22 protein-coding genes, 1 rRNA gene and 1 pseudogene are annotated in these 21877 nt (G+C 74.8%); 21 read left to right on the top strand and 3 right to left on the bottom strand.

The features are described 5' to 3' along the window. Positions 1–103: 103 nt before the first annotated feature. Positions 104–577, bottom strand: coding sequence for a ferritin-like domain-containing protein (locus ACJTNH_RS19775; protein WP_458178810.1), 474 nt, complete (start codon positions 575–577; stop codon positions 104–106). Positions 578–610: 33 nt separating this feature from the next. Further along, on the bottom strand, positions 611–1105 hold the full coding sequence (locus ACJTNH_RS19770; RefSeq protein WP_458178808.1) for a hypothetical protein: 495 nt from the start codon (positions 1103–1105) through the stop codon (positions 611–613). A 203-nt stretch (positions 1106–1308) separates the two neighbouring features. Here ACJTNH_RS19770 and rimP point away from each other — a divergent pair, with 203 nt between their 5' ends. From rimP to larE, 12 genes and pseudogenes are all read left to right on the top strand, one after another. After that, positions 1309–2115 carry a ribosome maturation factor RimP gene (gene rimP, locus ACJTNH_RS19765; RefSeq protein ID WP_458178806.1) on the top strand — a complete coding sequence of 269 codons (807 nt, stop codon included), beginning with the start codon at positions 1309–1311 and terminating at the stop codon, positions 2113–2115. Continuing rightward, positions 2112–3233, top strand: a complete 1122-nt coding sequence (gene nusA, locus ACJTNH_RS19760) for a transcription termination factor NusA (RefSeq protein WP_458178804.1) — start codon at positions 2112–2114, stop codon at positions 3231–3233. The genes rimP and nusA overlap by 4 nt, the downstream gene beginning before the upstream one ends. A gap of 8 nt (positions 3234–3241) precedes the next feature. Then, positions 3242–3634, top strand: coding sequence for a YlxR family protein (locus tag ACJTNH_RS19755; protein ID WP_458178802.1), 393 nt, complete (start codon positions 3242–3244; stop codon positions 3632–3634). Positions 3635–3695: 61 nt separating this feature from the next. Then, positions 3696–3836: pseudogene (locus ACJTNH_RS19750) on the top strand (translation initiation factor IF-2 N-terminal domain-containing protein); the annotation flags it as partial. A 1032-nt stretch (positions 3837–4868) separates the two neighbouring features. Continuing rightward, positions 4869–6707, top strand: coding sequence for a translation initiation factor IF-2 (infB, locus tag ACJTNH_RS19745; RefSeq protein ID WP_458178812.1), 1839 nt, complete (start codon positions 4869–4871; stop codon positions 6705–6707). A gap of 103 nt (positions 6708–6810) precedes the next feature. Further along, positions 6811–7107, top strand: coding sequence for a DUF503 domain-containing protein (locus tag ACJTNH_RS19740; protein WP_458178800.1), 297 nt, complete (start codon positions 6811–6813; stop codon positions 7105–7107). Positions 7108–7206: 99 nt separating this feature from the next. After that, complete coding sequence (rbfA, locus tag ACJTNH_RS19735; RefSeq protein ID WP_458178798.1) at positions 7207–7725, top strand: 30S ribosome-binding factor RbfA; 519 nt, start codon at positions 7207–7209, stop codon at positions 7723–7725. Then, positions 7722–7973 carry a hypothetical protein gene (locus ACJTNH_RS19730; RefSeq protein ID WP_458178796.1) on the top strand — a complete coding sequence of 84 codons (252 nt, stop codon included), beginning with the start codon at positions 7722–7724 and terminating at the stop codon, positions 7971–7973. Before rbfA ends, ACJTNH_RS19730 begins: the two co-directional genes overlap by 4 nt. Position 7974: 1 nt before the next feature. Then, positions 7975–9030 (top strand): DHH family phosphoesterase, encoded by a 1056-nt coding sequence (locus tag ACJTNH_RS19725; RefSeq protein WP_458178794.1) that lies wholly within the window; start codon positions 7975–7977, stop codon positions 9028–9030. 38 nt (positions 9031–9068) lie between these two features. Then, positions 9069–10376 carry an MATE family efflux transporter gene (locus ACJTNH_RS19720; protein ID WP_458178793.1) on the top strand — a complete coding sequence of 436 codons (1308 nt, stop codon included), beginning with the start codon at positions 9069–9071 and terminating at the stop codon, positions 10374–10376. A 73-nt stretch (positions 10377–10449) separates the two neighbouring features. Continuing rightward, positions 10450–11370, top strand: coding sequence for a tRNA pseudouridine(55) synthase TruB (gene truB, locus ACJTNH_RS19715; RefSeq protein ID WP_458178791.1), 921 nt, complete (start codon positions 10450–10452; stop codon positions 11368–11370). Positions 11371–11390: 20 nt separating this feature from the next. Continuing rightward, the gene (gene larE, locus ACJTNH_RS19710; protein WP_458178789.1) at positions 11391–12224 is read left to right on the top strand and encodes an ATP-dependent sacrificial sulfur transferase LarE; all 834 of its coding nucleotides are present in this window, start codon (positions 11391–11393) and stop codon (positions 12222–12224) included. 64 nt (positions 12225–12288) lie between these two features. Here the strand turns inward: larE and larB are convergent, their stop codons facing one another. Then, positions 12289–12984, bottom strand: coding sequence for a nickel pincer cofactor biosynthesis protein LarB (gene larB, locus ACJTNH_RS19705; protein ID WP_458178787.1), 696 nt, complete (start codon positions 12982–12984; stop codon positions 12289–12291). A 59-nt stretch (positions 12985–13043) separates the two neighbouring features. Here larB and ACJTNH_RS19700 point away from each other — a divergent pair, with 59 nt between their 5' ends. From ACJTNH_RS19700 to ACJTNH_RS19660, 9 genes are all read left to right on the top strand, one after another. After that, on the top strand, positions 13044–13370 hold the full coding sequence (locus ACJTNH_RS19700; protein WP_458178785.1) for an antibiotic biosynthesis monooxygenase family protein: 327 nt from the start codon (positions 13044–13046) through the stop codon (positions 13368–13370). A gap of 186 nt (positions 13371–13556) precedes the next feature. Beyond that, positions 13557–14705 carry a branched-chain amino acid aminotransferase gene (locus ACJTNH_RS19695; protein WP_458178783.1) on the top strand — a complete coding sequence of 383 codons (1149 nt, stop codon included), beginning with the start codon at positions 13557–13559 and terminating at the stop codon, positions 14703–14705. Between the two features lie 37 nt (positions 14706–14742). Further along, positions 14743–15714 carry a bifunctional riboflavin kinase/FAD synthetase gene (locus ACJTNH_RS19690; protein WP_458178781.1) on the top strand — a complete coding sequence of 324 codons (972 nt, stop codon included), beginning with the start codon at positions 14743–14745 and terminating at the stop codon, positions 15712–15714. 224 nt (positions 15715–15938) lie between these two features. Further along, positions 15939–16208, top strand: coding sequence for a 30S ribosomal protein S15 (rpsO, locus tag ACJTNH_RS19685; RefSeq protein WP_029339129.1), 270 nt, complete (start codon positions 15939–15941; stop codon positions 16206–16208). A 258-nt stretch (positions 16209–16466) separates the two neighbouring features. Further along, positions 16467–18728, top strand: coding sequence for a polyribonucleotide nucleotidyltransferase (locus ACJTNH_RS19680; RefSeq protein ID WP_458178779.1), 2262 nt, complete (start codon positions 16467–16469; stop codon positions 18726–18728). After that, complete coding sequence (locus tag ACJTNH_RS19675) at positions 18725–20101, top strand: M16 family metallopeptidase (protein ID WP_458178777.1); 1377 nt, start codon at positions 18725–18727, stop codon at positions 20099–20101. Before ACJTNH_RS19680 ends, ACJTNH_RS19675 begins: the two co-directional genes overlap by 4 nt. Positions 20102–20108: 7 nt before the next feature. Beyond that, complete coding sequence (locus tag ACJTNH_RS19670; RefSeq protein ID WP_458178775.1) at positions 20109–20483, top strand: VanZ family protein; 375 nt, start codon at positions 20109–20111, stop codon at positions 20481–20483. Between the two features lie 58 nt (positions 20484–20541). Further along, the gene (dapB, locus tag ACJTNH_RS19665) at positions 20542–21351 is read left to right on the top strand and encodes a 4-hydroxy-tetrahydrodipicolinate reductase (RefSeq protein ID WP_458178773.1); all 810 of its coding nucleotides are present in this window, start codon (positions 20542–20544) and stop codon (positions 21349–21351) included. 461 nt (positions 21352–21812) lie between these two features. Further along, positions 21813–21877, top strand: a 16S ribosomal RNA gene (locus ACJTNH_RS19660); the annotation flags it as partial.

Raw genomic sequence — 21877 nt, 5'->3', positions numbered from 1 at the left:
CCCCCCCCCCCCCCCCCCCCCCCCCCCCCCCCCCCCCCCCCCCCCCCCCCCCCCCCCCCCCCCCCCCCCCCCCCCCCCCCCCCCCCCCCCCCCCCCCCGGGGCTCAGGTCGCGGGGAGGCCGGGGAAGGCGGTGGTCACCGGGACCGCGCCGGCCTGGGTGCGCCAGCCGACGGCCCGCACCTCGGCAGCCCCCAGCGCGGCGACGGCCAGCTCCCGGGTGCTGCGCTCGGTGGCCTGGTCGAGCACCCAGGTCCAGGCGGTGGCCGCGCCCTCCTCCAGGGTGACCGCGAGCGCCGCAGCGTCGACCGCGGAGAGCACCGGGAACGGCAGCGTCCAGCCACCCTCGTCGGCCACCGGCTCGACCCGCCGCGAGGTCAGCAGCGTGGTCAGCTGCTCCCGCAGGTCCTGGTGGGCCTGCTCGGCGGTGACCACGGGCCCGCGGGCCGCGACCGGCAACGCCGCGCCGACGACGCCGTAGCCCCAGATCGCGGTGTGCGCGGCAGCCAGGGCCTCCTGCAGCGCGGCGTCCTCGGCGGCCGTCGCCGAGCCGGAGGTGGTGGTGTCGTCGTCAGCCATCGCCGTCCCGTTCCTCCGCTGTCCCGTGCGTGCTCATGCCAGCAGGGCCTCCTGCCCGCGGAGCCCGGCGGCGATGCTGCCCAGCAGCGCGGCCCGGCCACCGGTGAACTCCGGGGCGGCCGCGGCGTGCGCGGCCGCCGCCGTGGACACCTGGGCCCGGAGCCACCCGCGGACCCCTGCCGGGTCCGGCGCGGCCGACGAGCCGGGCGCGGTCGAGGCAGCCGCTCCGGGAGCCGCCGCGCGCAGCCGCTCGAGCTGCGTGCGGGCCTGGTCGGCCAGCACGGTGGCGGTGCCCGCCAGGGCCGGGTCGGCGGTCAGCGCCCGGTCGTAGGCCGACACCAGCTGCTCCTGGACGGCCACGGCAGCGGCCAGCTGGTCGACCTGGGCGGGGGTGACCGCGTCGGCGGCGTCCCCGGAGCTGCCGGTGCACCCCGCGGCCAGCAGCGCGGTGCCGGCGAGGGCGGCGGTCAGCAGGCTGCGCCGGCTGAAGGTGGCCGCGTGCAACGGTGAGGACGGAGGTACGGACATCGCCGTCCATCCTGGCAGCCGCCGGCCGCCCCGGCCGTCGAACGCACCGAGGAGCGGGGCCGGCCCGCGGGACCGGTGGTGCTGGAGGTGCGGGCGGTAGCCTGAGGTCCACCCGCAGCGCGCCGGGGCCCGGACGGGTCCGCCCGGTGGCCCACCGGACCGTCGTCCGGTGCGAGCGGCGAACACACAACAGGAGGCAGCCGGTGTCCACGCGAGGTGCACGCACCGATGGCCCCGCAGCCGACCCGGTCACCGCGCGGCTGACCGGCTGGGTCGAGCCGGTGGTCACCGCCGCCGGCTACGACCTGGAGGAGCTCGTGGTCCGCCCGGCCGGCCAGCGGTCGGTGGTGCGGGTCGTCGTCGACCGGGACGAGGGCGTGAGCCTCGACGACGTCGCCGAGCTCAGCCGCGCGCTGTCGGAGGTCCTGGACGCCGAGGACGAGGCGCTGGGCCGGTCGCCCTACGTCCTGGAGGTCACCAGCCCCGGCGTCGACCGTCCGCTGACCCTGCCGCGGCACTGGCGGCGCAACGTCGGCCGGCTGGTCACGGTGGCCGTGGGCCCGGCCGCCGCCCGTGAGCAGCTGACCGGCCGGGTGGTGCGGGTCGAGGACGACGGGGTCGTGCTGGCCGTGCAGAAGGGCGGCACCAAGAAGGGCCAGCTGCCCAGGGCCGCGGGCGAGCGCACCGTGGGCTGGGCCGAGCTGGGCGAGGCGCGGGTGCAGGTGGAGTTCGCCCGCCCGGCCGGGCACCGGGACGCCGCTCTGGTGGACCTGGCCGGTGACGACGAGACCGGTGACGACGAGACCGGTGACGACGAGGACGACGACGACCTCGACGACGTGGACGTGGACGACGACGGGACCGGCGACGTGCCGGACACCGACGACATGCAGGACGACGAGCACCACCCGACCGGTACCAGCACGGCCGACGCGAGCCGGAGGCCCGGGCGACCGGCCGCGGGTCGCGCGCCGCGGGACGCCCGGTCGCGACGAGGAGGCAAGAAGTGAACATCGACGTGACCGCGCTCAAGGCGGTCGAGCGGGAGAAGGGCATCCCGGCGGACACGGTGCTCCAGGCGATCGAGACCGCCCTGGTGACGGCCTACCGGCACGCCGACGGGGCGGCCAAGCACGTCCGCGTGCAGATCGACCGCAAGAGCGGCGAGGTCGCCGTGCTGGCGCAGGAGCTCGGCCCGGACGGCGAGGTCGTGCACGAGTGGGACGACACCCCCTCCGACTTCGGCCGGATCGCGGCGAGCACGGCCAAGCAGGTCATCGTGCAGCGGCTGCGGGACGCGGAGAACGAGCAGACCTTCGGGGAGTACGCCGGCAAGGAGGGCGACATCGTCAGCGGCATCGTGCAGGCGCACGAACGCCGCAACAACCAGGGCTTCGTGCTGGTCGACATCGGCAAGGTCGAGGCCCAGCTCCCGCAGTCCGAGCAGGTGCCCGGCGAGGAGTACCGGCACGGCAGCCGGCTGAAGGCCTACGTCGTCTCAGTGGCGCGCACCTTCCGCGGCCCGCAGGTGACGCTGTCGCGCACGCACCCCAACCTGGTGCGCAAGCTGTTCGCGCTGGAGGCCCCCGAGGTGGCCGACGGCAGCGTGGAGATCGTGGCGGTGGCCCGCGAGGCGGGTCACCGGTCCAAGATCGCCGTCCGCACGAGCGTGCCGGGGCTGAACGCCAAGGGCTCCTGCATCGGGCCGATGGGCCAGCGGGTGCGCAACGTGATGAGCGAGCTGCACGGCGAGAAGATCGACATCGTCGACTGGTCCGACGACGACGCCACGTTCGTCGCCTCCGCGCTCTCCCCGGCCCGGGTCACCAGTGCGCGGGTGGTCGACGCGGCCGCCCGCGCCGTCCAGGTCGTGGTGCCCGACTACCAGCTGTCGCTGGCCATCGGCAAGGAGGGGCAGAACGCCCGGCTGGCCGCCCGGCTCACCGGCTGCCGGATCGACATCCGCAGCGATGCCCAGCCGGCCGACGACGCCCCGGCGTCCCCGGGCGTCGGCCGGGCGCCGCTGCGTCCCGGACTGCAGGGGCAGCGACCGGGTGCCCGCGGCCCGCAGGCCGGCCACCGGCCGCCCGTCCGCCGGGCGGAACACCCCGGCCCTGCGGCGCGCTAGACTCTCCGATGGCCGACACGTCGATCCCGGTCCGCACCTGTGTGGGGTGCCGGGGCCGCGCACCGGTCACCGATCTGCTGCGTGTCGTCCTCCGGGACGGGGGGCTGACCCCCGACCCGCGGCGGCGGCTCCCCGGCCGGGGTGCGTCCCTGCACCCCACCACGGAGTGCCTGCAGGCAGCAGTTCGGCGTCGGGCCTTCCAGCGGGCGCTGCGCTGCAGCACCATGGTGGAGACCGGCCCGATCGAGGAGCACGTCCGCCGGTCGGTCACCGACCCGGCAGGACCGTCCCCGGACGGGCGCACGAGAGAACGCACCACACAGTCGGACCAGCACCCGGCCGGTCCGCACGTCGAGAGCAGGACGTCCTCGGATGAGCCACCTGTGAAGTCGTCACGATGACCATGTACCACTGATCTAGAGGTCGAGCGGGCCAGCCGCCGGCCTCACCAAGAGGAGACCCGTGCCAGGCAAGGCCCGCGTACACGAGCTCGCGAAAGAGCTCGGCATCGACAGCAAGACAGTGCTCGCCAAGCTCAAGGAGCAGGGCGAGTTCGTGAAGTCCGCGTCCTCCACCGTCGAGGCCCCGGTGGCCCGGCGGCTCCGTGAGGCGTTCCCCGGTGACGGCGCGTCCAGCGGCCGCGGCAACGGCGCCTCCGGCGCCCGCCCCGGCCCTCGTCCGTCCGCCCCCCGTCCGGCCGCTCCGGCCGCCCAGGCCCCGGCAGCACCGGCCGCTCCCGCGACCCCGGCGCCCCAGGCGCCGGCCGCCCCGGCTCCGGTCCAGGACACGACGCCGGCTCCCACCCAGGCGTCGGCTCCCGCCCGTCCGGCCGCCCCCGGCCCGCGTCCCGGGCCCCGGCCCGCGCCGCGTCCGGCTCCCCAGGCGCCGGCGGCCAGCGCCCCGACCCAGCAGCAGCCGGCCGCCCCGGCGCAGCCGGCTGCTCCCGGCCCGCGTCCCGCTGGTGCCCCCAGCGGTGCGCCGACCCAGGGCGGTGTCACCCCGGGTGCCCCGCGTCCGGCGGCGCCGGGTCCGCGTCCCGGCCCCCGGCCGGCCCCGCGTCCGGGCAACAACCCCTTCAGCAGCGCCCCGCGGCCCGGTGCCCCCGGCCCGCGTCCCGGCGGTGCCCCCGGCCAGGCCGGTCCGGGCAACCAGTCCGGTCCCGGCGGGCCGCGTCCGGCTCCGGGCGGTCCCCGTCCGGGTGCCGGCGCGGGTGGTCCGCGTCCGGCCTCCGGTCCGGGTGGTCCGCGTCCGGCCTCCGGTCCGGGTGGTCCCCGTCCGGCCGCCGGTCCGGGTGGGCCCCGCCCCAACCCGGGCATGATGCCGCAGCGTCCCAGCCCCGGCATGATGCCGCCGCGTCCCGCCGGTGGCGGTCGCGCCGGTGGTCCCGGCGGCCCCGGTGGCCGTGGCCGTCCGGGTGGTCCCGGCGGTGGCGGCGGCTTCCGTCCCGGTGGCGGTGGCCCCGGTGGTGGCGGCGCCCCGGCCGGTGGCTTCCGTCCCGGTGGTGGCGGCGGTGGTCGTGGCCGTGGCCGTGGTGGTTCGGGTGCCGGTACCGCCGGTGCCTTCGGGCGCCCCGGTGGGCGCGGTCCCGTCCGCGGGCGCAAGAGCAAGAAGCAGCGGCGTCAGGAGTTCGACTCCATGGCGGCACCGAGCATGGGCGGCGTCTCGCTGCCCCGTGGCAACGGGCAGACCGTTCGGCTCCCGCGTGGTGCCTCGCTGACCGACCTGGCCGAGCGGATCAACGCCGAGCCGGCCGCGCTGGTCACCGCCCTGTTCCACCTGGGCGAGATGATCACCGCGACGCAGTCGGTCAACGACGACACCCTGCAGCTGCTGGGTGCCGAGATCGGCTGGGTCATCCAGGTCGTCAGCCCCGAGGACGAGGACCGCGAGCTCCTCTCCACCTTCGACCTCACCTTCGGTGACGAGGAGAGCGGCGACGAGGACGACTGGGACATCCGTCCGCCGGTGGTGACCGTCATGGGTCACGTCGACCACGGGAAGACCAAGCTCCTGGACGCGCTCCGGCACGCCAACGTGGCGGCGAAGGAGGCCGGTGGGATCACCCAGCACATCGGCGCCTACCAGATCGTCACCGAGCTGGAGGGCAACGAGCGCCCGGTCACCTTCATCGACACCCCGGGTCACGAGTCGTTCACCGCGATGCGTGCCCGAGGCGCCAAGGTCACCGACATCGTCGTCCTGGTCGTGGCCGCCGACGACGGCGTCATGCCGCAGACGGTCGAGGCGCTCAACCACGCCCAGGCCGCCGAGGTGCCGATCGTGGTCGCGGTGAACAAGATCGACAAGGAGGGGGCCAACCCCGCCAAGATCCGTCAGCAGCTCACCGAGTACGGGCTGGTGGCCGAGGAGTACGGCGGCGACACGATGTTCGTCGACGTCTCCGCGACCACCCGCCAGGGTCTCGACGAACTGCTCGCGGCGGTCCTGCTCACCGCGGACGCCTCCCTCGACCTGCGCGCCAACGTGGGCCAGGACCCGCAGGGTGTGGTCATCGAGGGCAAGCTGGACAAGGGCCGTGGCCCCGTCGCCACGGTGCTGGTCCAGCGCGGCATCCTCCGCGTCGGCGACTCGATCGTGGCCGGTGACGCCTACGGGCGCGTGCGGTCGCTGCTCGACGAGCACGGCACGAAGCTCAAGGAGGCCCTGCCGGCCCGTCCGGTCCAGGTCGTCGGCCTGACCTCGGTGCCGCGCGCCGGTGACACCTTCCTCGTCGTCGAGGAGGACCGGATCGCCCGCCAGATCGCCGACCGCCGCCAGGCCCGGATCCGCAACGCGCAGAACGCGCAGATGCGGAAGCGGATCAGCCTGGAGGACCTCGACGCGGCGCTCAAGGAGAACCGTCAGCTCAACCTGATCATCAAGGGCGACAACTCGGGCACCGTCGAGGCGCTCGAAGAGGCGCTGATGAAGATCGAGGTGAGCGACGACATCTCGCTGCGGGTCATCCACCGCGGCGTCGGTGGCATCACCAAGAGCGACATCGACCTGGCGCTGGCCGACGACGTCATCGTCCTGGGCTTCAACGTCCGGGCCGAGGGCCAGGCCACCGAGCTCGCCAACCGCGAGGGCGTGGACGTCCGTTACTACACGGTCATCTACCAGGCCATCGAGGAGATCGAGGCCGCGCTCAAGGGCATGCTCAAGCCCGAGTACGAAGAGGTGCAGCTGGGCACCGCGGAGGTCCGCGAGGTCTTCCGGGTCCCGCGCATCGGCAACGTCGCCGGCTCCCTGGTGCGCAGCGGCACGATCGTCCGCAACTCCAAGGCCCGTCTCATCCGGGACGGCGCCGTGGTGGCGGACAACCTGACCGTCGAGTCGCTGCGTCGCTTCAAGGACGACGCGACCGAGGTCCGCGAGGGCTACGAGTGCGGTATCGGTCTGGGGTCGTTCAACGACATCAAGATCGACGACGTGATCGAGACCTTCGAGCTGCGCGAGAAGCCGCGCGTCTGATGGAGGCCCCCGTCCTCCTGCGGACGGGGACACCGCGGAGCCGGTCGGCGCACCTCGTGTGCGCCGACCGGCTCCGGCCGGCGACAGGAGAGGTGGTGGGCTGGTGTTCACCGGCTCGCTGACCGCCGACCTGCTGCTGGGTGACGTCCACTCGCTCAAGGAGAAGCGCTCCGTGGTGCGGCCGATCGTGGCCGAGCTGCGCCGCCGCTTCGCCGTGGCCGCCGCCGAGGTGGGCGACCCCGACCTGCACCGCCGTGCGCAGGTCGGGGTCGCCACGGTGGCGGGCGAGGCCGCCCAGGTGGCCGACGTCCTCGACGCCTGCGAGCGGTTGCTGGCCGAGCGGCCGGAGGTGACCCTGCTGTCGACCCACCGGCAGCTCACCAGCGACACCGATCAATGACCCCGTCGCCCCGCACCGCTCGCACGCTCGCGGTGGGCTCCTGCGACGGGGCCGTCCCGACTCACCCAGGTTCGTCCCTGGCCGTTCTGAGGAGGACCGATGGCTGACCCGGCCCGCGCACGCCGGCTGGCGGTGCGCATCCGTCAGATCGTCTCCGCCACCATCGAGACGCAGATCAAGGACCCCCGCCTCGGGATGGTCACCATCACCGACTCGCGGGTCACCAGTGACCTGCGGGAGGCGACGGTGTTCTACACCGTCTACGGCGACGCCCAGCAGGTCGAGGAGTCCGCGCGGGCCCTGGCCAGCGCCACCGGCGTGCTGCGCTCGACCGTGGGCAAGCAGACCGGCATCAAGTTCGTGCCGACGCTGACCTTCGTCGCCGACGCCGTGCCCGACACGGCCCGCGAGCTGGAGGAGGCACTCGAGCGCGTCCGGCACGCCGACGCCGAGCTGGCCCGCAGCCGCGAGGGCGCCCAGTACGCCGGCGACGCCGACCCCTACCGCAAGCCGGCCGTCGACGAGGACGATCTCGAGGACGCCACCGCCGAGGACGACGACGTGGCGGAGCTGACCGACCCGGCGGACGCGCCCACCACCGAGCGGAGTGCCCGATGACCGGCGCCGTCGACCCCGACCCGTACGCCGACCCTGCCGCCGAGCAGGGCGTCGGCTTCGGCGGCCGGGACGAGCCCGCGGACGGCGACCCGACCGCCGGCGGCAAGACCGGCGACATCGGCACCACCGAGAGCATCGCCGCCGACGAGCCCGACGACGGCTCGCACTACGCCGTGGGTGGTGGCTCGGTCGGCGAGGAGTCCAACGCCGTGCCGCACGCCGACCCCGGACCCGAGGACCCGAGCTGAGGTGACCACCGCCTCGATCCCCACCGCCTCGACCCCCACCGCCTCGATGTCCACCGCCCCGTCCGGGCCGCTCCTGGCCGCCCGTGACGAGGCGGTCCGGGCGCTGGCCGGGGCGGCGCGCGCCGGGGCCACCGTCGTGCTGTCCGGTCACGTCCAGCCGGACGCGGACGCCCTCGGCAGCACGCTCGCGCTGGCCGAGGGGCTGCGCCGGTGCGGCGCGGACGCGGTGGCCACGTTCCCCGAGCCGTTCACGCTGCCCTCGTCGCTGGGCTGGCTGCCCGGCGCCGATCGGCTGGTCGACCCCGCCTCGGTCCCGGAGCAGGTCGACCTGTTCGTCAGCCTGGACGCCGCCTCGCCCGGCCGGCTGGGCTGCCTGGTCCCGCTGCTCGGGTCGGCCGGGCGCTCGGTCGTCGTCGACCACCACGCCAGCAACCCCGGCTTCGGCGACGTCCGGCTGATCGACCCGCAGGCCGCCGCGACCGTGGTGCTCGTCGCCGACCTGCTCGAGCAGCTGGACGTGGCCCTGGACCAGGAGCTGGCGACCTGCCTCTACGCCGGCCTGGCCGCGGACACCGGGTCGTTCCGGTTCGGCAACACCTCACCGGGCACCCACGAGCTGGCCGCCCGGCTGCTCCGCACCGGGATCGACCACGCCGCGATCAGCCGGCGGCTGTTCGACACCGCGCCGTTCGGGTGGCTGGGCCTGCTCTCGGCTGCCACCGGCCGCGCCGCCCTCGAGCCCCAGGTGGGCGCCGGGCTGGTCTGGACCTGGTCCTCGGCGGCGGAGGCCCGGGCGCACGGGCTGGCTCCCGACCAGCTCGAGGCCCTGGTGGACGTCGTCCGGGCCACCGCGGAGGCCGACGTCGCCTGCGTCGTCAAGGGCCAGGACGACGGCTCGTGGGTGGTCTCCCTGCGCTCGCGCGGGGCGACCGACCTCTCCCGGGTGGCGACGGCCCTCGGTGGGGGTGGGCACCGTGCCGCCGCCGGGTACACCTCGGCCCACGACCTGCCGGGCACGATCGACGAGCTCCGCGCGGAGCTGGCCCGCACGCTGTGACGTCGCCGTCGGCCGGACGGCAGGGCGGGGAACGGGCAGTGCCCGCGCGGCCGTCGATCCCGGCGCTGGCGGCACCGGCGCTCGTGGTGCTCGCCGCCGAGCCGCTGTACCTGCTGGTGGACACCGCGGTGGTCGGCAACCTGGGCACCGTCAGCCTCGGCGGCCTGGCCGTCGGTGGCGGGCTGCTGGCCTACGTCGCTGCGCTGCTCAACTTCCTCGCCTACGGCACCACCGCACGCGCCGCCCGCCGGGCGGGGGCCGGCGACCGGGCCGGTGCGGTCAGCGAGGGGGTGCAGGCCACCTGGCTGGCGCTGGCCCTGGGCGGGCTGCTCGCCGTCGCCTTCCAGGTGGTCGCCGGGCCGCTCACCCGGCTGCTGGCCGGCGGGGCGGGGCCGGTCGCCGACGCCGCCGAGCAGTGGCTGCGGGTGGCCAGCGCCGGGCTGCCGCTGCTGCTGGTCGCGCTGGCCGGCAACGGGTGGCTGCGCGGGGTCCAGGAGCTGCGCCGTCCGATGGGGTACGTGCTGGCCGGCAGCCTGGTCAGCCTGGTGCTCTGCCCGCTGCTGGTGCACGTCGCCGGGCTGGGCCTGGTCGGCTCCGCGGTGGCCAACGTCGTCGGTCAGGGCGTCTCGGCGGCGCTCTTCGTCCGGGCGCTGGCCCGCGAGCTGGCCCGCACGGACGTGCCCTGGCGCCCCCGGCCCGCGGCGCTGCGTGCCCAGCTGGTGCTCGGCCGGGACCTGCTGCTGCGCGCCGCCGTGCTGCAGCTGGCCTTCGCCGCCGCAGCCGCGGTGGTGGCCCGGTCGGGCACCGCACAGCTGGGCGCCCACCAGATCGCCCTGCAGCTGTGGCTCTTCCTCGCGCTGGTGCTGGACGCCTACGCGATCGCCGCGCAGACGCTGGTCGGCACCGCGCTGGGCGCCGGCCGCCCCGACGACGCCCGGGCCACCGGGGCACGGGTCATCCGGTGGGGCCTGGGCACCGGTGCGCTGGTCGCGGTGCTGCTGGTGGCGCTGCGCCCGGTGCTCCCCGGGCTGTTCACCGACGACCCCGCGGTGCTTGCCCAGGCCGGGCTGGTCTGGTGGTTCCTGGCCCTGATGCAGCCGCTGGCCGGGGTGGTGTTCGCCCTCGACGGGGTGCTCATGGGCGCCGGCGACGTCGCCTACCTGCGCACCGTCACGGTCGGGGCGGCGCTGCTGGGGTTCGTGCCGCTGTCGCTGCTGTCGGGCTGGCTGGACTGGGGCCTGGCCGGCGTCTGGACCGGTCTCACCCTGTTCGTCGTGCTCCGGCTGGTCGCCGTGGGCCTGCGGGTGCGGGGCAGCGCGTGGCTGGGTGAGAGCGTGTCGGCGTGAGCGAGCCCGCGAGCGGAACGATGTGCACAGCAGCCCGGCGAAGCCCCCCGACGAGCGCCGGCGAGGAGGTCGGATGAGCCCGAAGAAGCCCGACGCGGACGTCCCGCCGTCCCTGCTGCTGGTCGACAAGCCCGGCGGGATGACCTCCCACGACGTCGTCGCCCGCGCCCGCCGCGTGCTGTCGGTGCGCAAGGTCGGCCACGCCGGGACGCTCGACCCGATGGCCACCGGCCTGCTCGTGCTCGGGGTGGGTGCGGCCACCCGGCTGCTCGGCCACCTCTCGGGGTCGGACAAGACCTACGACGCCACGATCCGGCTCGGGCAGTCCACGGTCACCGACGACCGGGAGGGCGACGTGACCGCCACCGCCTCGGCCGCCGGAGTCACCGAGCAGGCCGTCCGCGCGGCGCTGGCCGCCCAGGTCGGGCCGCTGCAGCAGGTGCCCTCGTCGGTGAGCGCGGTCAAGGTCGACGGCCGGCGCTCCTACGACCGGGTGCGGGCCGGTGAGGAGTTCGAGCTGGCGGCCCGGTCGGTGACCGTGCACTCGATCGACGTCCACCGGGTCGACCGGCCCACCGCCGACCTCGTCGACGTGGACGTGACCGTCCGCTGCAGCACAGGCACCTACATCCGGGCGATCGCCCGGGACGTCGGCGCCGCCCTCGGCGTGGGCGGCCACCTGGTGGCCTTGCGGCGCACCTCCTCCGGCCCGTTCGCCACCGACGCGGCCCGCCCGGTCGAGGAGGCCGCCGGTGCGCTGTCCGCCGACGGCGCCGGCCCGGGGGTGCTGGGGCTGGCCGACGCCGCCCGCGCGGTCTTCCCGGCCCGCGAGCTCACCGCCGAGGAGGCGGTGGCGCTCGGGTACGGCCAGCGGGTGCCGGCCACCGGCGCCCCCGGTCTGCACGCCGCGATCGCCCCGGACGGCCGGCTGGTCGCGCTGGTGGAGGACGCCGGCCCGCTGGCCCGGGTCGCCGTCGGCTTCCCGCCCGGCTGAGCCGGTGGCACCCTGCGGGGGTGAGCGAACTGGAGCAGCGGCTGGCCCTGCTGGAGGCCGAGCTGGCCGCCGTCCCCGCGGTGCTGGTCGCCTTCTCCGGCGGGGTCGACTCCGGGGTCGTGCTCGCCGCGGCGGTGCGGGCGCTGGGCGCCGAGCGGGTGGTGGCGGCCACCGCCGTCTCCCCGAGCCTGCCGGCCGCCGAGCGGACGGCGGCGCACGAGTTCGCGGCCGGGCTGGGGGTGCGGCACGAGCAGCCGCGCACCGACGAGCTGTCCCGCGCCGGCTACGTGGCCAACGCCGGTGACCGGTGCGCGTTCTGCAAGACCGAGCTGGTCGACGTGCTCACCCCGCTCGCCGCTCGGCTGGGCATCGCCGACGTGGTCACCGGCACCAACGCCGACGACCTGCGGGCCGGCTTCCGCCCCGGCATCCTGGCCGCCGCCGAGCGCGGGGCCTGGGCGCCGCTGGCCCGCGCCGGGATGACCAAGGACGACGTGCGGGCCGCCGCCCGGGCCTGGGGGCTGTCGCTGGCCGACAAGCCCGCCGCGGCCTGCCTGGCGAGCCGGATCGCCTACGGGGTGCCGGTGTCGGCCGAGGGCCTGGCCCGGGTCGAGGCCGCCGAGGCCGCGCTGCGCGCGGCGCTCACCGCGGCCGGCCACCCGGTGCGCGACCTCCGGGTGCGGGACCTCGGCGAGGACGTCGCCCGGGTCGAGGTGGACGCCGTGCTGGTGCCGCTGGTCGGGCCCGAGCTGCTGGCCGCGGTGCGTGGCTTCGCCCGGGTCGAGCTGGACCCACGTGGCTTCCGGTCCGGCTCCATGAACGAGCTGCTGCCCGACCCGGTGCGCTACCGCTGACCCGCCCTGACCCCACCCGGCCCGCCGCCGGTGGTCGAGCGGGGACCGCGACCCGGCGCCGGGGTCAGCTCGGCGGGGGGCCCGGGCGGTGCGCGGAGCGGACGATGCGGGCGGCGGCGACACCGGCGCCGAAGCCGTTGTCGATGTTGACCACCAGCACCCCCGGTGCGCAGGCCGTGAGCATCGTCAGCAGCGCGGCCAGCCCGTCGAAGGCGGCGCCGTAGCCGACCGAGGTGGGCACCGCCACCACCAGCCGGTCGGTGAGCCCGGCGACCACGCTGGGCAGCGCACCGTCCATCCCGGCGACCACCACGACCGCGTCGGCGGCGGCGAGGTCCGGGGCCACGGCCAGCACCCGGTGCACGCCGGCGACCCCGACGTCGTCCACCCGGTGGCAGCCCACCCCGCTGGCGGCCAGCGTCGCGGCGACCTCGGCGGCGACCGCGCCGTCCGACGTGCCGGCGGTCAGCACCAGCACCCGCCCGACCGGGGGCGGGGGAGTGCCCACCCAGACCACCCGGGCCACCGGGTCGACGTGCGCGTCCGGCCAGCGCTCGCGCACCGCGGTGGCGGTCGGCTCGTCGACGTGGGTGGCCCAGGCCAGCGGGACGCCGGCGTCCACCAGTCCCGCGAGGCAGCCGACCGTCTCCGCCGGGGTCTTGCCGCCGGCGAACACCACCTCCGGGGTGCCGGTGCGGGCGGCCCGGTCCGGGTCCAGCCGGGCGAAGCCGATGTCAGCGGTGCGCGGCTGCTCCCTCACGCCCCCAGTCTGGCGCACTCGCCGTGTCGGCCGGGCCGGCGTTGGGCAGGATGCGGTGCATGAGCGTCGTGAAGATCAACGTGGTGACCATGCCCGAGGACAAGCGCGCCCGGTTCGAGGAGCGGTTCAGGGGCCGGGCCGGCGCGGTGGAGACGACCCCGGGCTTCGAGTGGTTCGAGCTGCTGCGCCCGGTGGCGGGCACCGACGCCTACCTCGTCTACACCCGGTGGACCAGCGAGGAGGCCTACGAGTCCTGGCAGTCCAGCCAGGACTTCGACCGCGCGCACGACGGCGGGGGCGACACCCTGGCCCCGGCCGCCGAGCGCTCCCAGCAGCACGTGTGGAGCTACGAGGTCGTCGAGTCCGCGGCCCCCAAGAGCAGCTGAGCAACCGGCCCGCGCCGTCGTCGCCGCACCCCCGACGGCGGCGCGGGCACCGGCCGCACCCCGGCGGGCCCACCGGCTCGTCCGGTCCGCACGTGCCGGCGCCCGGGAGCACCGGGCTAGGGTGACCCGGCGGGCCTGGCAACCGCCGGGCGACGCTCCAGCACACAGCACCAGCAGGTGGGAGCCATGACCGACACGCTCGCCGACAGCCGTACCTCCTCCCGGTCCTTCACCGAGGGCGTGCCGCTGGTCGTGGAGGACGTGCCGCGTCGCTCGGCCACCGAGCGCGCCGAGCAGCTCGCCGACCCGGGCTTCGGCCGGTACTTCACCGACTCGATGTTCGTGGCCCGGTACCAGGTCGGCGCCGGCTGGGTCGACGCGCGCCTCACCGCCTACGCCCCGCTGCAGCTGGACCCGAGCGCCGCCGCGCTGCACTACGCGCAGTCGATCTTCGAGGGGCTCAAGGCCTACGCCCAGCCCGACGGCAGCGTCGCCACCTTCCGGCCGGAGGCCAACGCCGCCCGCTTCGCCCGCAGCGCCGCCCGGCTGGCCATGCCGCAGGTGCCGGCCGACGCCTTCCTCACCGCCGTCGACGCCCTGGTCGACACCGACCGCGACTGGGTGCCCACCGGCCCCGACCAGACGCTGTACATCCGGCCCTACATGCTGGCCGTCGAGCCCTTCCTGGGCGTCCGGCCGGCGCACGAGTACCTGTTCATCGTGATCGCCAGCCCGGCCGGCGCCTACTTCCCGCGCGGCGTGCAGCCGGTCTCGGTCTACCTCTCCGAGGACTACATCCGGGCCGCTCCCGGTGGCACCGGGGACGTCAAGTGCGCCGGCAACTACGCCGCCAGCCTGCTGGCCCAGGAGCAGGCGATCGCCGCCGGCTGCGACCAGGTCGTCTGGCTCGACGCGACCGAGAAGCGGTACGTCGAGGAGATGGGCGGGATGAACCTGTTCTTCGTCCTCGGTTCCGGCGCCGACGCCGAGCTGGTCACCCCCGAGCTGACCGGCACCCTGCTGCCCGGCATCACCCGCGAGTCGCTGATCACCGTGGCCCGCGAGCTGGGCCACCGGGTCACCGAGCGCAAGTTCACCGTCGACGAGTGGCGTGCCGGTGTGGCCGACGGTTCGATCACCGAGACCTTCGCCTGCGGCACCGCCGCCGTGATCACCCCGGTCGGCACGGTCAAGGCCCGCACCGGCGACTTCGTCGTCGGCGACGGCACCCCCGGTCCGCTGACGATGCAGCTGCGCGAGCACCTGCTCGACGTGCAGCACGGCCGGGTGGCCGACGGCCACGGCTGGCTGCACCGCGTCGAGTCCGGTTCCTGAGCGCAGCTCGCGGCAGTCGGCGGGGGAGGGGAGCGGCGTGCTGCGCTGGCGCGGACTGGAGGCGACGCCACCGGACCTGGGACGCACCGTGGTCACGGTCGGCATGTACGACGGCGTCCACCGCGGGCACCAGCACCTGATCGGGACGGCGGTGGCGCGCGCCCGGGCGATGCGGCGGCCTGCGCTGCTGCTCACCTTCGACCCGCACCCCTCCGAGGTGGTCCGCCCGGGCTCGCACCCGGCGATCCTCACCTCGCCCGACCGCAAGGCCGAGCTGGTCGCCGCGCTCGGCGTCGACGCGATGTGCGTGCTGCCCTTCACCCCCGAGTTCAGCCGGCTGGCGCCGGGGGAGTTCACCCACACCGTGCTGGTCGAGCACCTGCACGCCGCCCAGGTCGTGGTCGGGCGCAACTTCACCTACGGGCACAAGGCGACCGGCACCGTCGAGACGCTGACCGCCGAGGGGCGGCGCTTCGGCTTCGGCGTCGAGGGGGTGGACCTGACCAGCGTCGGGTCCGCGCCCGACCTCACCGGCGACGGCGAGGTCACCATCTCCTCCACCTACATCCGTGCCTGCGTGGCGGCCGGTGACATGGGTTCGGCCGCGCTCGCCCTGGGCCGCCCGCACCGGGTCGACGGGATCGTCGTGCGCGGTGACCGGCGCGGCCGCGAGCTGGGCTACCCGACCGCGAACGTGGAGAGCCCCGCGCACACCGCCGTCCCGGCGGACGGGGTCTACGCCGGCGCCCTCGTGCTCCGGGACCCGACCGGCGCCAGCCGCGCCAGCCACCCGGCGGCGATCTCGGTGGGCAGCAACCCGACCTTCGCCGGCGCGCGGCGCACGGTGGAGGCGCACCTGTTGGACTTCGACGGCGACCTCTACGGCGAGCACGTCGGCGTCGAGTTCGTCGAGCGGCTGCGGCCGATGGTCTCCTTCCCGGGCGTCCCGGAGCTGCTGGTCGCCATGGCCGACGACGTGGCCCGCACCCGCGCCGTCCTCGGGGTGTGACCCGGCGGCCCTGACCGGCCGCACCGCGGCCAGGCTCCGCCGAGCCGCTCCGGCGAGCCCGAGGGCCCACACCCCGCTCGGCTGGACGGGTCTGGTGCCCGCTCTCGGCGAGGCCTCTCCGGCAGGCCTGTGTAACCTTGACCCGACGTCGGGCGACCGACGTGTGTGCATGCTGCCCCCGTGACACAGACCGGGGGCCACACGTGACCTGCCCTGGAGGCACCATGGCGCTGGAGAGCGCGACGAAGAAGCAGATCATGACCGAGTACGCGACGGTCGAGAACGACACCGGTTCCCCCGAGGTGCAGGTCGCGATGCTGACCCGACGGATCAGCGACCTGACCGAGCACCTCAAGATGCACAAGCACGACCACCACAGCCGGCGGGGCCTGCTCCTGCTGGTCGGCCGCCGCCGGCGGCTGCTGAACTACCTGGCGAAGACCGACATCAACCGGTACCGCTCGCTCATCGAGCGGCTCGGCCTGCGCCGCTAGCACGACCGAGGGGACCGCTCCGGCACGCCGGGACGGTCCCCTCACTCGTGCGGCACCCGCCGCACGGGACCACCGGCTGACCGCACCGCCACGCCCCGCGTGGACCGGTCCTCGGTAGTGGCCCCCGGGACGCAGCGAGCCTGACCGCAGGCACCCGCGCCCCCGAGGGCTTCGATCGAAGACCGGTCGCCCCGGACGCCGTCGGCGCAGAACGCCGCGAAGAGGACGTCGCCGTATGCGACGTAGGAAGAGGACACGATGTCCGCACCCAGCACCGACACCATCGACAACGACTTCGAGGACGGCGTCTTCACCGCCACCGCGGTGATCGACAACGGGGCCCTCGGCTCCCGCACCGTCACCTTCGAGACCGGCCGCCTCGCCAAGCAGGCCGCCGGCTCCGTCGTCGCCACCATGGGCGACACCACGCTGCTGTCGGCCACCACCGCCGGCCGCCAGCCCAAGGAGCAGTTCGACTTCTTCCCGCTCACGGTCGACGTCGAAGAGCGCATGTACGCGATCGGCAAGATCCCGGGCTCGTTCTTCCGCCGCGAGGGGCGCCCGTCCGAGGACGCGATCCTCACCTGCCGACTGATCGACCGCCCGCTGCGCCCGACGTTCGCCAAGGGCCTGCGCAACGAGGTCCAGGTCGTCATCACGGTCCTGTCCCTGGACCCCGACCACCTCTACGACGTGCTCGCCATCAACGGCGCGTCGGCCTCGACCCAGCTCTCCGGCCTGCCGTTCTCCGGCCCGATCGGCGGCACCCGGGTGGCGCTCGTCAACGGCCAGTGGGTGGGCTTCCCGACCCACGCCGAGCTCGAGGACGCCGTCTTCGACATGGTGGTGGCCGGCCGGGTCCTGCCCGACGGCGACGTCGCGATCATGATGGTCGAGGCCGAGGCCACCGAGAAGACCGTCGAGCTGGTCGCCGGTGGGGCCACCGCCCCGACCGAGGAGGTCGTGGCCCAGGGCCTCGAGGCCGCCAAGCCGTTCATCAAGGCCCTGTGCCAGGCGCAGTCCGAGCTGGCTGCCAAGGCCGCCAAGCCCGAGGCGCACTTCCCCCGCTTCCTGGACTACCAGGACGACGTGTACGCCGCCGTCGAGGCCCAGGCCGCCGAGAAGCTCGCCGTGGCCCAGGCCATCGCCGGCAAGCAGGAGCGCGAGGAGGCCACCGACGCGCTCAAGGACGAGGTCAAGGCCGCGCTGGCCGGTCAGTTCGAGGGCCGGGAGAAGGAGATCTCCGGGGCCTTCCGCGCGGTGACCAAGAAGGTCGTCCGCCAGCGCATCCTGCGGGACAGGATCCGCATCGACGGCCGTGGCCTGACCGACATCCGGCCGCTGTCGGCCGAGGTCGAGGTGCTCCCGCGGGTGCACGGCTCGGCGCTGTTCGAGCGCGGCGAGACCCAGATCATGGGCGTCACCACGCTGAACATGCTCCGCATGGAGCAGCAGCTGGACACGCTGAACCCGGTCACCCGCAAGCGCTACATGCACAACTACAACTTCCCGCCGTACTCCACCGGTGAGACCGGTCGGGTGGGCTCGCCCAAGCGCCGCGAGATCGGCCACGGCGCCCTGGCCGAGCGGGCGCTGCTGCCGGTCCTGCCCGACCGCGAGGAGTTCCCCTACGCGATCCGCCAGGTCTCCGAGGCCCTCGGCTCCAACGGCTCCACCTCGATGGGCTCGGTCTGCGCCTCGACGCTGGCCCTGCTCAACGCCGGTGTGCCGCTGAAGGCCCCGGTCGCCGGCATCGCCATGGGCCTGGTGTCCGACGAGGTCGACGGCAAGACCGAGTACGTCGCGCTGACCGACATCCTCGGTGCCGAGGACGCCTTCGGTGACATGGACTTCAAGGTCGCCGGCACCAAGGACTTCGTGACGGCCCTCCAGCTGGACACGAAGCTCGACGGCATCCCCTCCGACGTCCTCGCCGGTGCGCTGACCCAGGCCCGTGCGGCCCGGCTGCACATCCTCGACGTCATGCTCGAGGCGATCGACGGTCCCGACGAGATGAGCCCGTACGCCCCCCGGGTGACCACGGTGCGCATCCCGGTCGACAAGATCGGTGCGGTCATCGGGCCCAAGGGCCAGATGATCAACGCGATCCAGGACGAGACCGGCGCCGACATCACCATCGAGGACGACGGCACGATCTACGTCGGCGCCGCCGACGGCCCCTCGGCCCAGGCCGCGGTCGACCGGATCAACGCGATCGCCAACCCCACGCTGCCCAAGGTCGGCGAGCGCTTCCTCGGCACCGTGGTGAAGACGACCGCCTTCGGCGCGTTCGTCTCGCTGCTGCCCGGCCGCGACGGCCTGGTGCACATCAGCAAGCTGGGTGGCGGCAAGCGGATCGCCAAGGTCGAGGACGTCGCGAACGTCGGTGACAAGCTCCAGGTGGAGATCACCGACATCGACGCCCGCGGCAAGATCAGCCTGGTGCCGGTCGCCGAGGGTGACGCCGCTGCCGCCGGTGACGCGGCTCCGGCCGACGACGCCGCTCCCGCGGAGGCGTGACCACGTCGGACGACCTGACCGGGGCCGGGACGGGCGCTGCGGCGTCCGTCCCGGCCCCGGCCGGTCTCACCCAGGTGCTCGACGTCGACGAGGTCGGCGGCCGGGTGGAGCGAACCGAGCTGCCCGGTGGGCTGCGCGTGCTCACCGAGACCATGCCCGGGGTGCTGTCGGCGACCCTGGGCATCTGGGTGGGCGTCGGTTCCCGGGACGAGAGCCCGGAACTGGGGGGCTCCTCGCACTTCCTCGAGCACCTGCTGTTCAAGGGGACGCGCAGCCGGACGGCGCTGGAGATCGCCACGGCGATGGACGCCGTCGGCGGTGAGATGAACGCCTTCACCGCCAAGGAGCACACCTGCTACTACGCGAACGTGCTCGCCAGCGACCTGCCGCTGGCCGTCACGCTGCTGGGTGACCTGGTCACCGAGGCGCTCAACACCGCCCCGGACCTGGAGTCCGAGCGCACGGTGGTGCTCGAGGAGATCGCCATGCGCGACGACGAGCCCGCCGACGCGGTCCACGACCTGTACGCCGAGACGCTCTTCGGGGACACCCCGCTCGGCCGCTCGGTGCTGGGCACCGTGGCCTCCATCGAGGCGCTCACCCGGGAGGACGTCGACGGGTGGTACCGGGAGCGGTACGCCGTGCCCTCGATCGTCGTCTCGGCCGCGGGTCGGGTCGACCACCAGCAGGTGCTGGACCTCGTGACGGCGGCCTTCGGCGACCGGCTCGCCGGGGCGGCGCGGCCGGACCCGCTGCGGCTCGGCGAGGACGTCGGGCTGACGCAGCCGGCCCGCCCCTCGGGGCTGATCCACCGGCGCACCGAGCAGACCCACCTGCTGCTGGGCGGCCTCGGGATGGGGCGCCTGGACGAGCGCCGGTACGCGGCCGCCGTGCTGGACGCCGCGGTCGGTGGCGGCATGAGCTCGCGGCTGTTCCAGGAGATCCGGGAGAAGCGGGGGCTGGTCTACAGCGTCGGCTCGTCGCTGACCCACTACGCCGGCACGGGCAGCTTCTCGGTCTACGCCGGCTGCTCGCCCAAGCGGGTGCCCGAGGTGCTCCGGCTGGTCCGCGCCGGGTTGGCGGAGGTGGCCACCGGCGGGCTCACCGCGGAGGAGGTCGCCCGGGCGCGCGGCCAGCTCAAGGGCGGCATGGTGCTGGGCCTGGAGGACACCGGCTCCCGGATGAGCCGGCTCGGCAAGAGCGAGCTGTCCTACGGGGAGTACCTGCCGGTGCGCACCGTCCTCGACCGGCTGGACGCGGTGGACGAGGACCAGGTGCGCGCGGTCGCCGCCGACCTGTTCACCCGTCCGACCTGCCTGGCCGTCGTGGGGCCCTACCGCGAGCGCGACCTCGACCGGCTGCTCGCCGCCTGAACGCCGCATGACCGAGCCCTCGTCCTTCGCCGAGCACGGCGCGCTGGCCCGCGGCGCGTTCGCCGTCACGGTGCTGGTGTCGCTGGCGGTGCTGTTCGCCCCGGCGTCGGACGTGCCGTCGGCCCCACCCGGGGTGGACAAGGTCGTGCACCTGGCGCTGTTCGCCGCGCTCTCGCTCACCGGCCGGTGGGCGGGGGTGCGGCGCGGGGTGCTGGCCGGGCTGCTGGTGGTCTACGCCGCACTCAGCGAGCTGCTCCAGTCGCTGGACCTGCTCAACCGGTCGACGTCGGTGGCCGACTGGCTGGCCGACGTGGTCGGGGTGCTGCTCGGGCTGCTGCTCTGGGAGCTCTTGGCACGTCGCCGGGCGCTGCGCGCTCGCTGACCGGCACCGACCGGGGGGCCGTCTTGCGTCCGGGGCCCCGGTTGGTGAGCATCGCCGCATGAGCACTCCGCCGGCCAGCGACCCCCAGCCCACCTCCGCCAGCTCCGGCGACGCACCGCTCGTCTCGGTGGGGGTGCTCGGGGCACGCGGCCGGATGGGCACCGAGGTCTGCCGGGCGGTGGACGCCGCCGACGACATGGAGCTGGTCGCCATGGTCGACGAGCGCGACTGGCTGTTCAACGTGGCCGACGCCGGCGCCCAGGTGGTCGTGGACTTCACCCGACCGGACTCGGTCATGGACAACATCCGCTTCTGCATCGACCAGAACATCCACTGCGTGGTCGGGACGACGGGCTTCGACGAGGCCCGCCTGGCCACGATCGCGGAGTGGCTGGAGCCCAAGCCCGAGGTGGGCGTGCTCATCGCGCCGAACTTCGGCATCGGGGCGGTGCTCCTGATGCGCTTCGCCCAGGAGGCAGCGCGGTTCTTCCCCTCGGTGGAGATCGTCGAGCTGCACCACCCCGGCAAGGTGGACGCGCCCTCGGGCACCGCGGCCCGCACAGCCCGCCTCGTCGCCGCCGCCCGTCGGGCCGCCGGAGTGCCCGCCGCCCCCGATGCCACCCGTGAGTCCGACTCGCTGCCCGGGGCTCGGGGTGCCGACGTCGAGGGCGTCCCCGTGCACGCGGTCCGGCTCACCGGACTGGTCGCGCACCAGGAGGTGCTCATGGGGGCGGCGGGGGAGACCCTCACCCTGCGGCACGACTCCTACGACCGGGCGTCCTTCATGCCCGGTGTGCTGCTCGCGGTCCGGGAGATCGGCAAGCGGCCCGGCCTGACCGTGGGCATCGAGTCGCTGCTCGGCCTCTGAGAGCCGACACCACCCGCGGAGCACCTCCCGCAGCGCGACCTGCCTCACATTCCGGCGCCGGCCGGACTGCGCTGACCTGGGCTTTCGCCGTGGCAACGGTCCCGTGGAGGCCTCGCAGGCCCGGATCCGGCCCGAGGCGGTTTGACGAGCCCCGTCCGGCCACGTAACTTTCTCTCTGCGCCGAGCGAGACCGGGCCGGAAGGGCCGGGAGCCGCGAGGTCAGACCCCCAGGGTGTGACAGCGAGCCGTGCACGGCGTACTGTGGGACAAGCCGCCTCGAACGAAGGCCAAGGAATTGGCCGGGGTTCGTGCGCGTCCGCTCCTTGAGAACTCAACAGCGTGCCGAAAGTCAGTGCCAAGTAACAAATCCCTGGGCACTGCGGTCTTTGATCGTGGTGTTTGGGTTCCTTTGGTTGATTGAACGAGAGTGCCAACTCTTGGTCTCAGCCGCGATCAAATCATCTACGGAGAGTTTGATCCTGGCTCAGGACGAACGCTGGCGGCGTGCTTAACACATGCAAGTCGA

This window comes from Modestobacter lacusdianchii (genome assembly GCF_054177765.1).
This window is presented reverse-complemented; position numbering and strand designations above follow the sequence as displayed.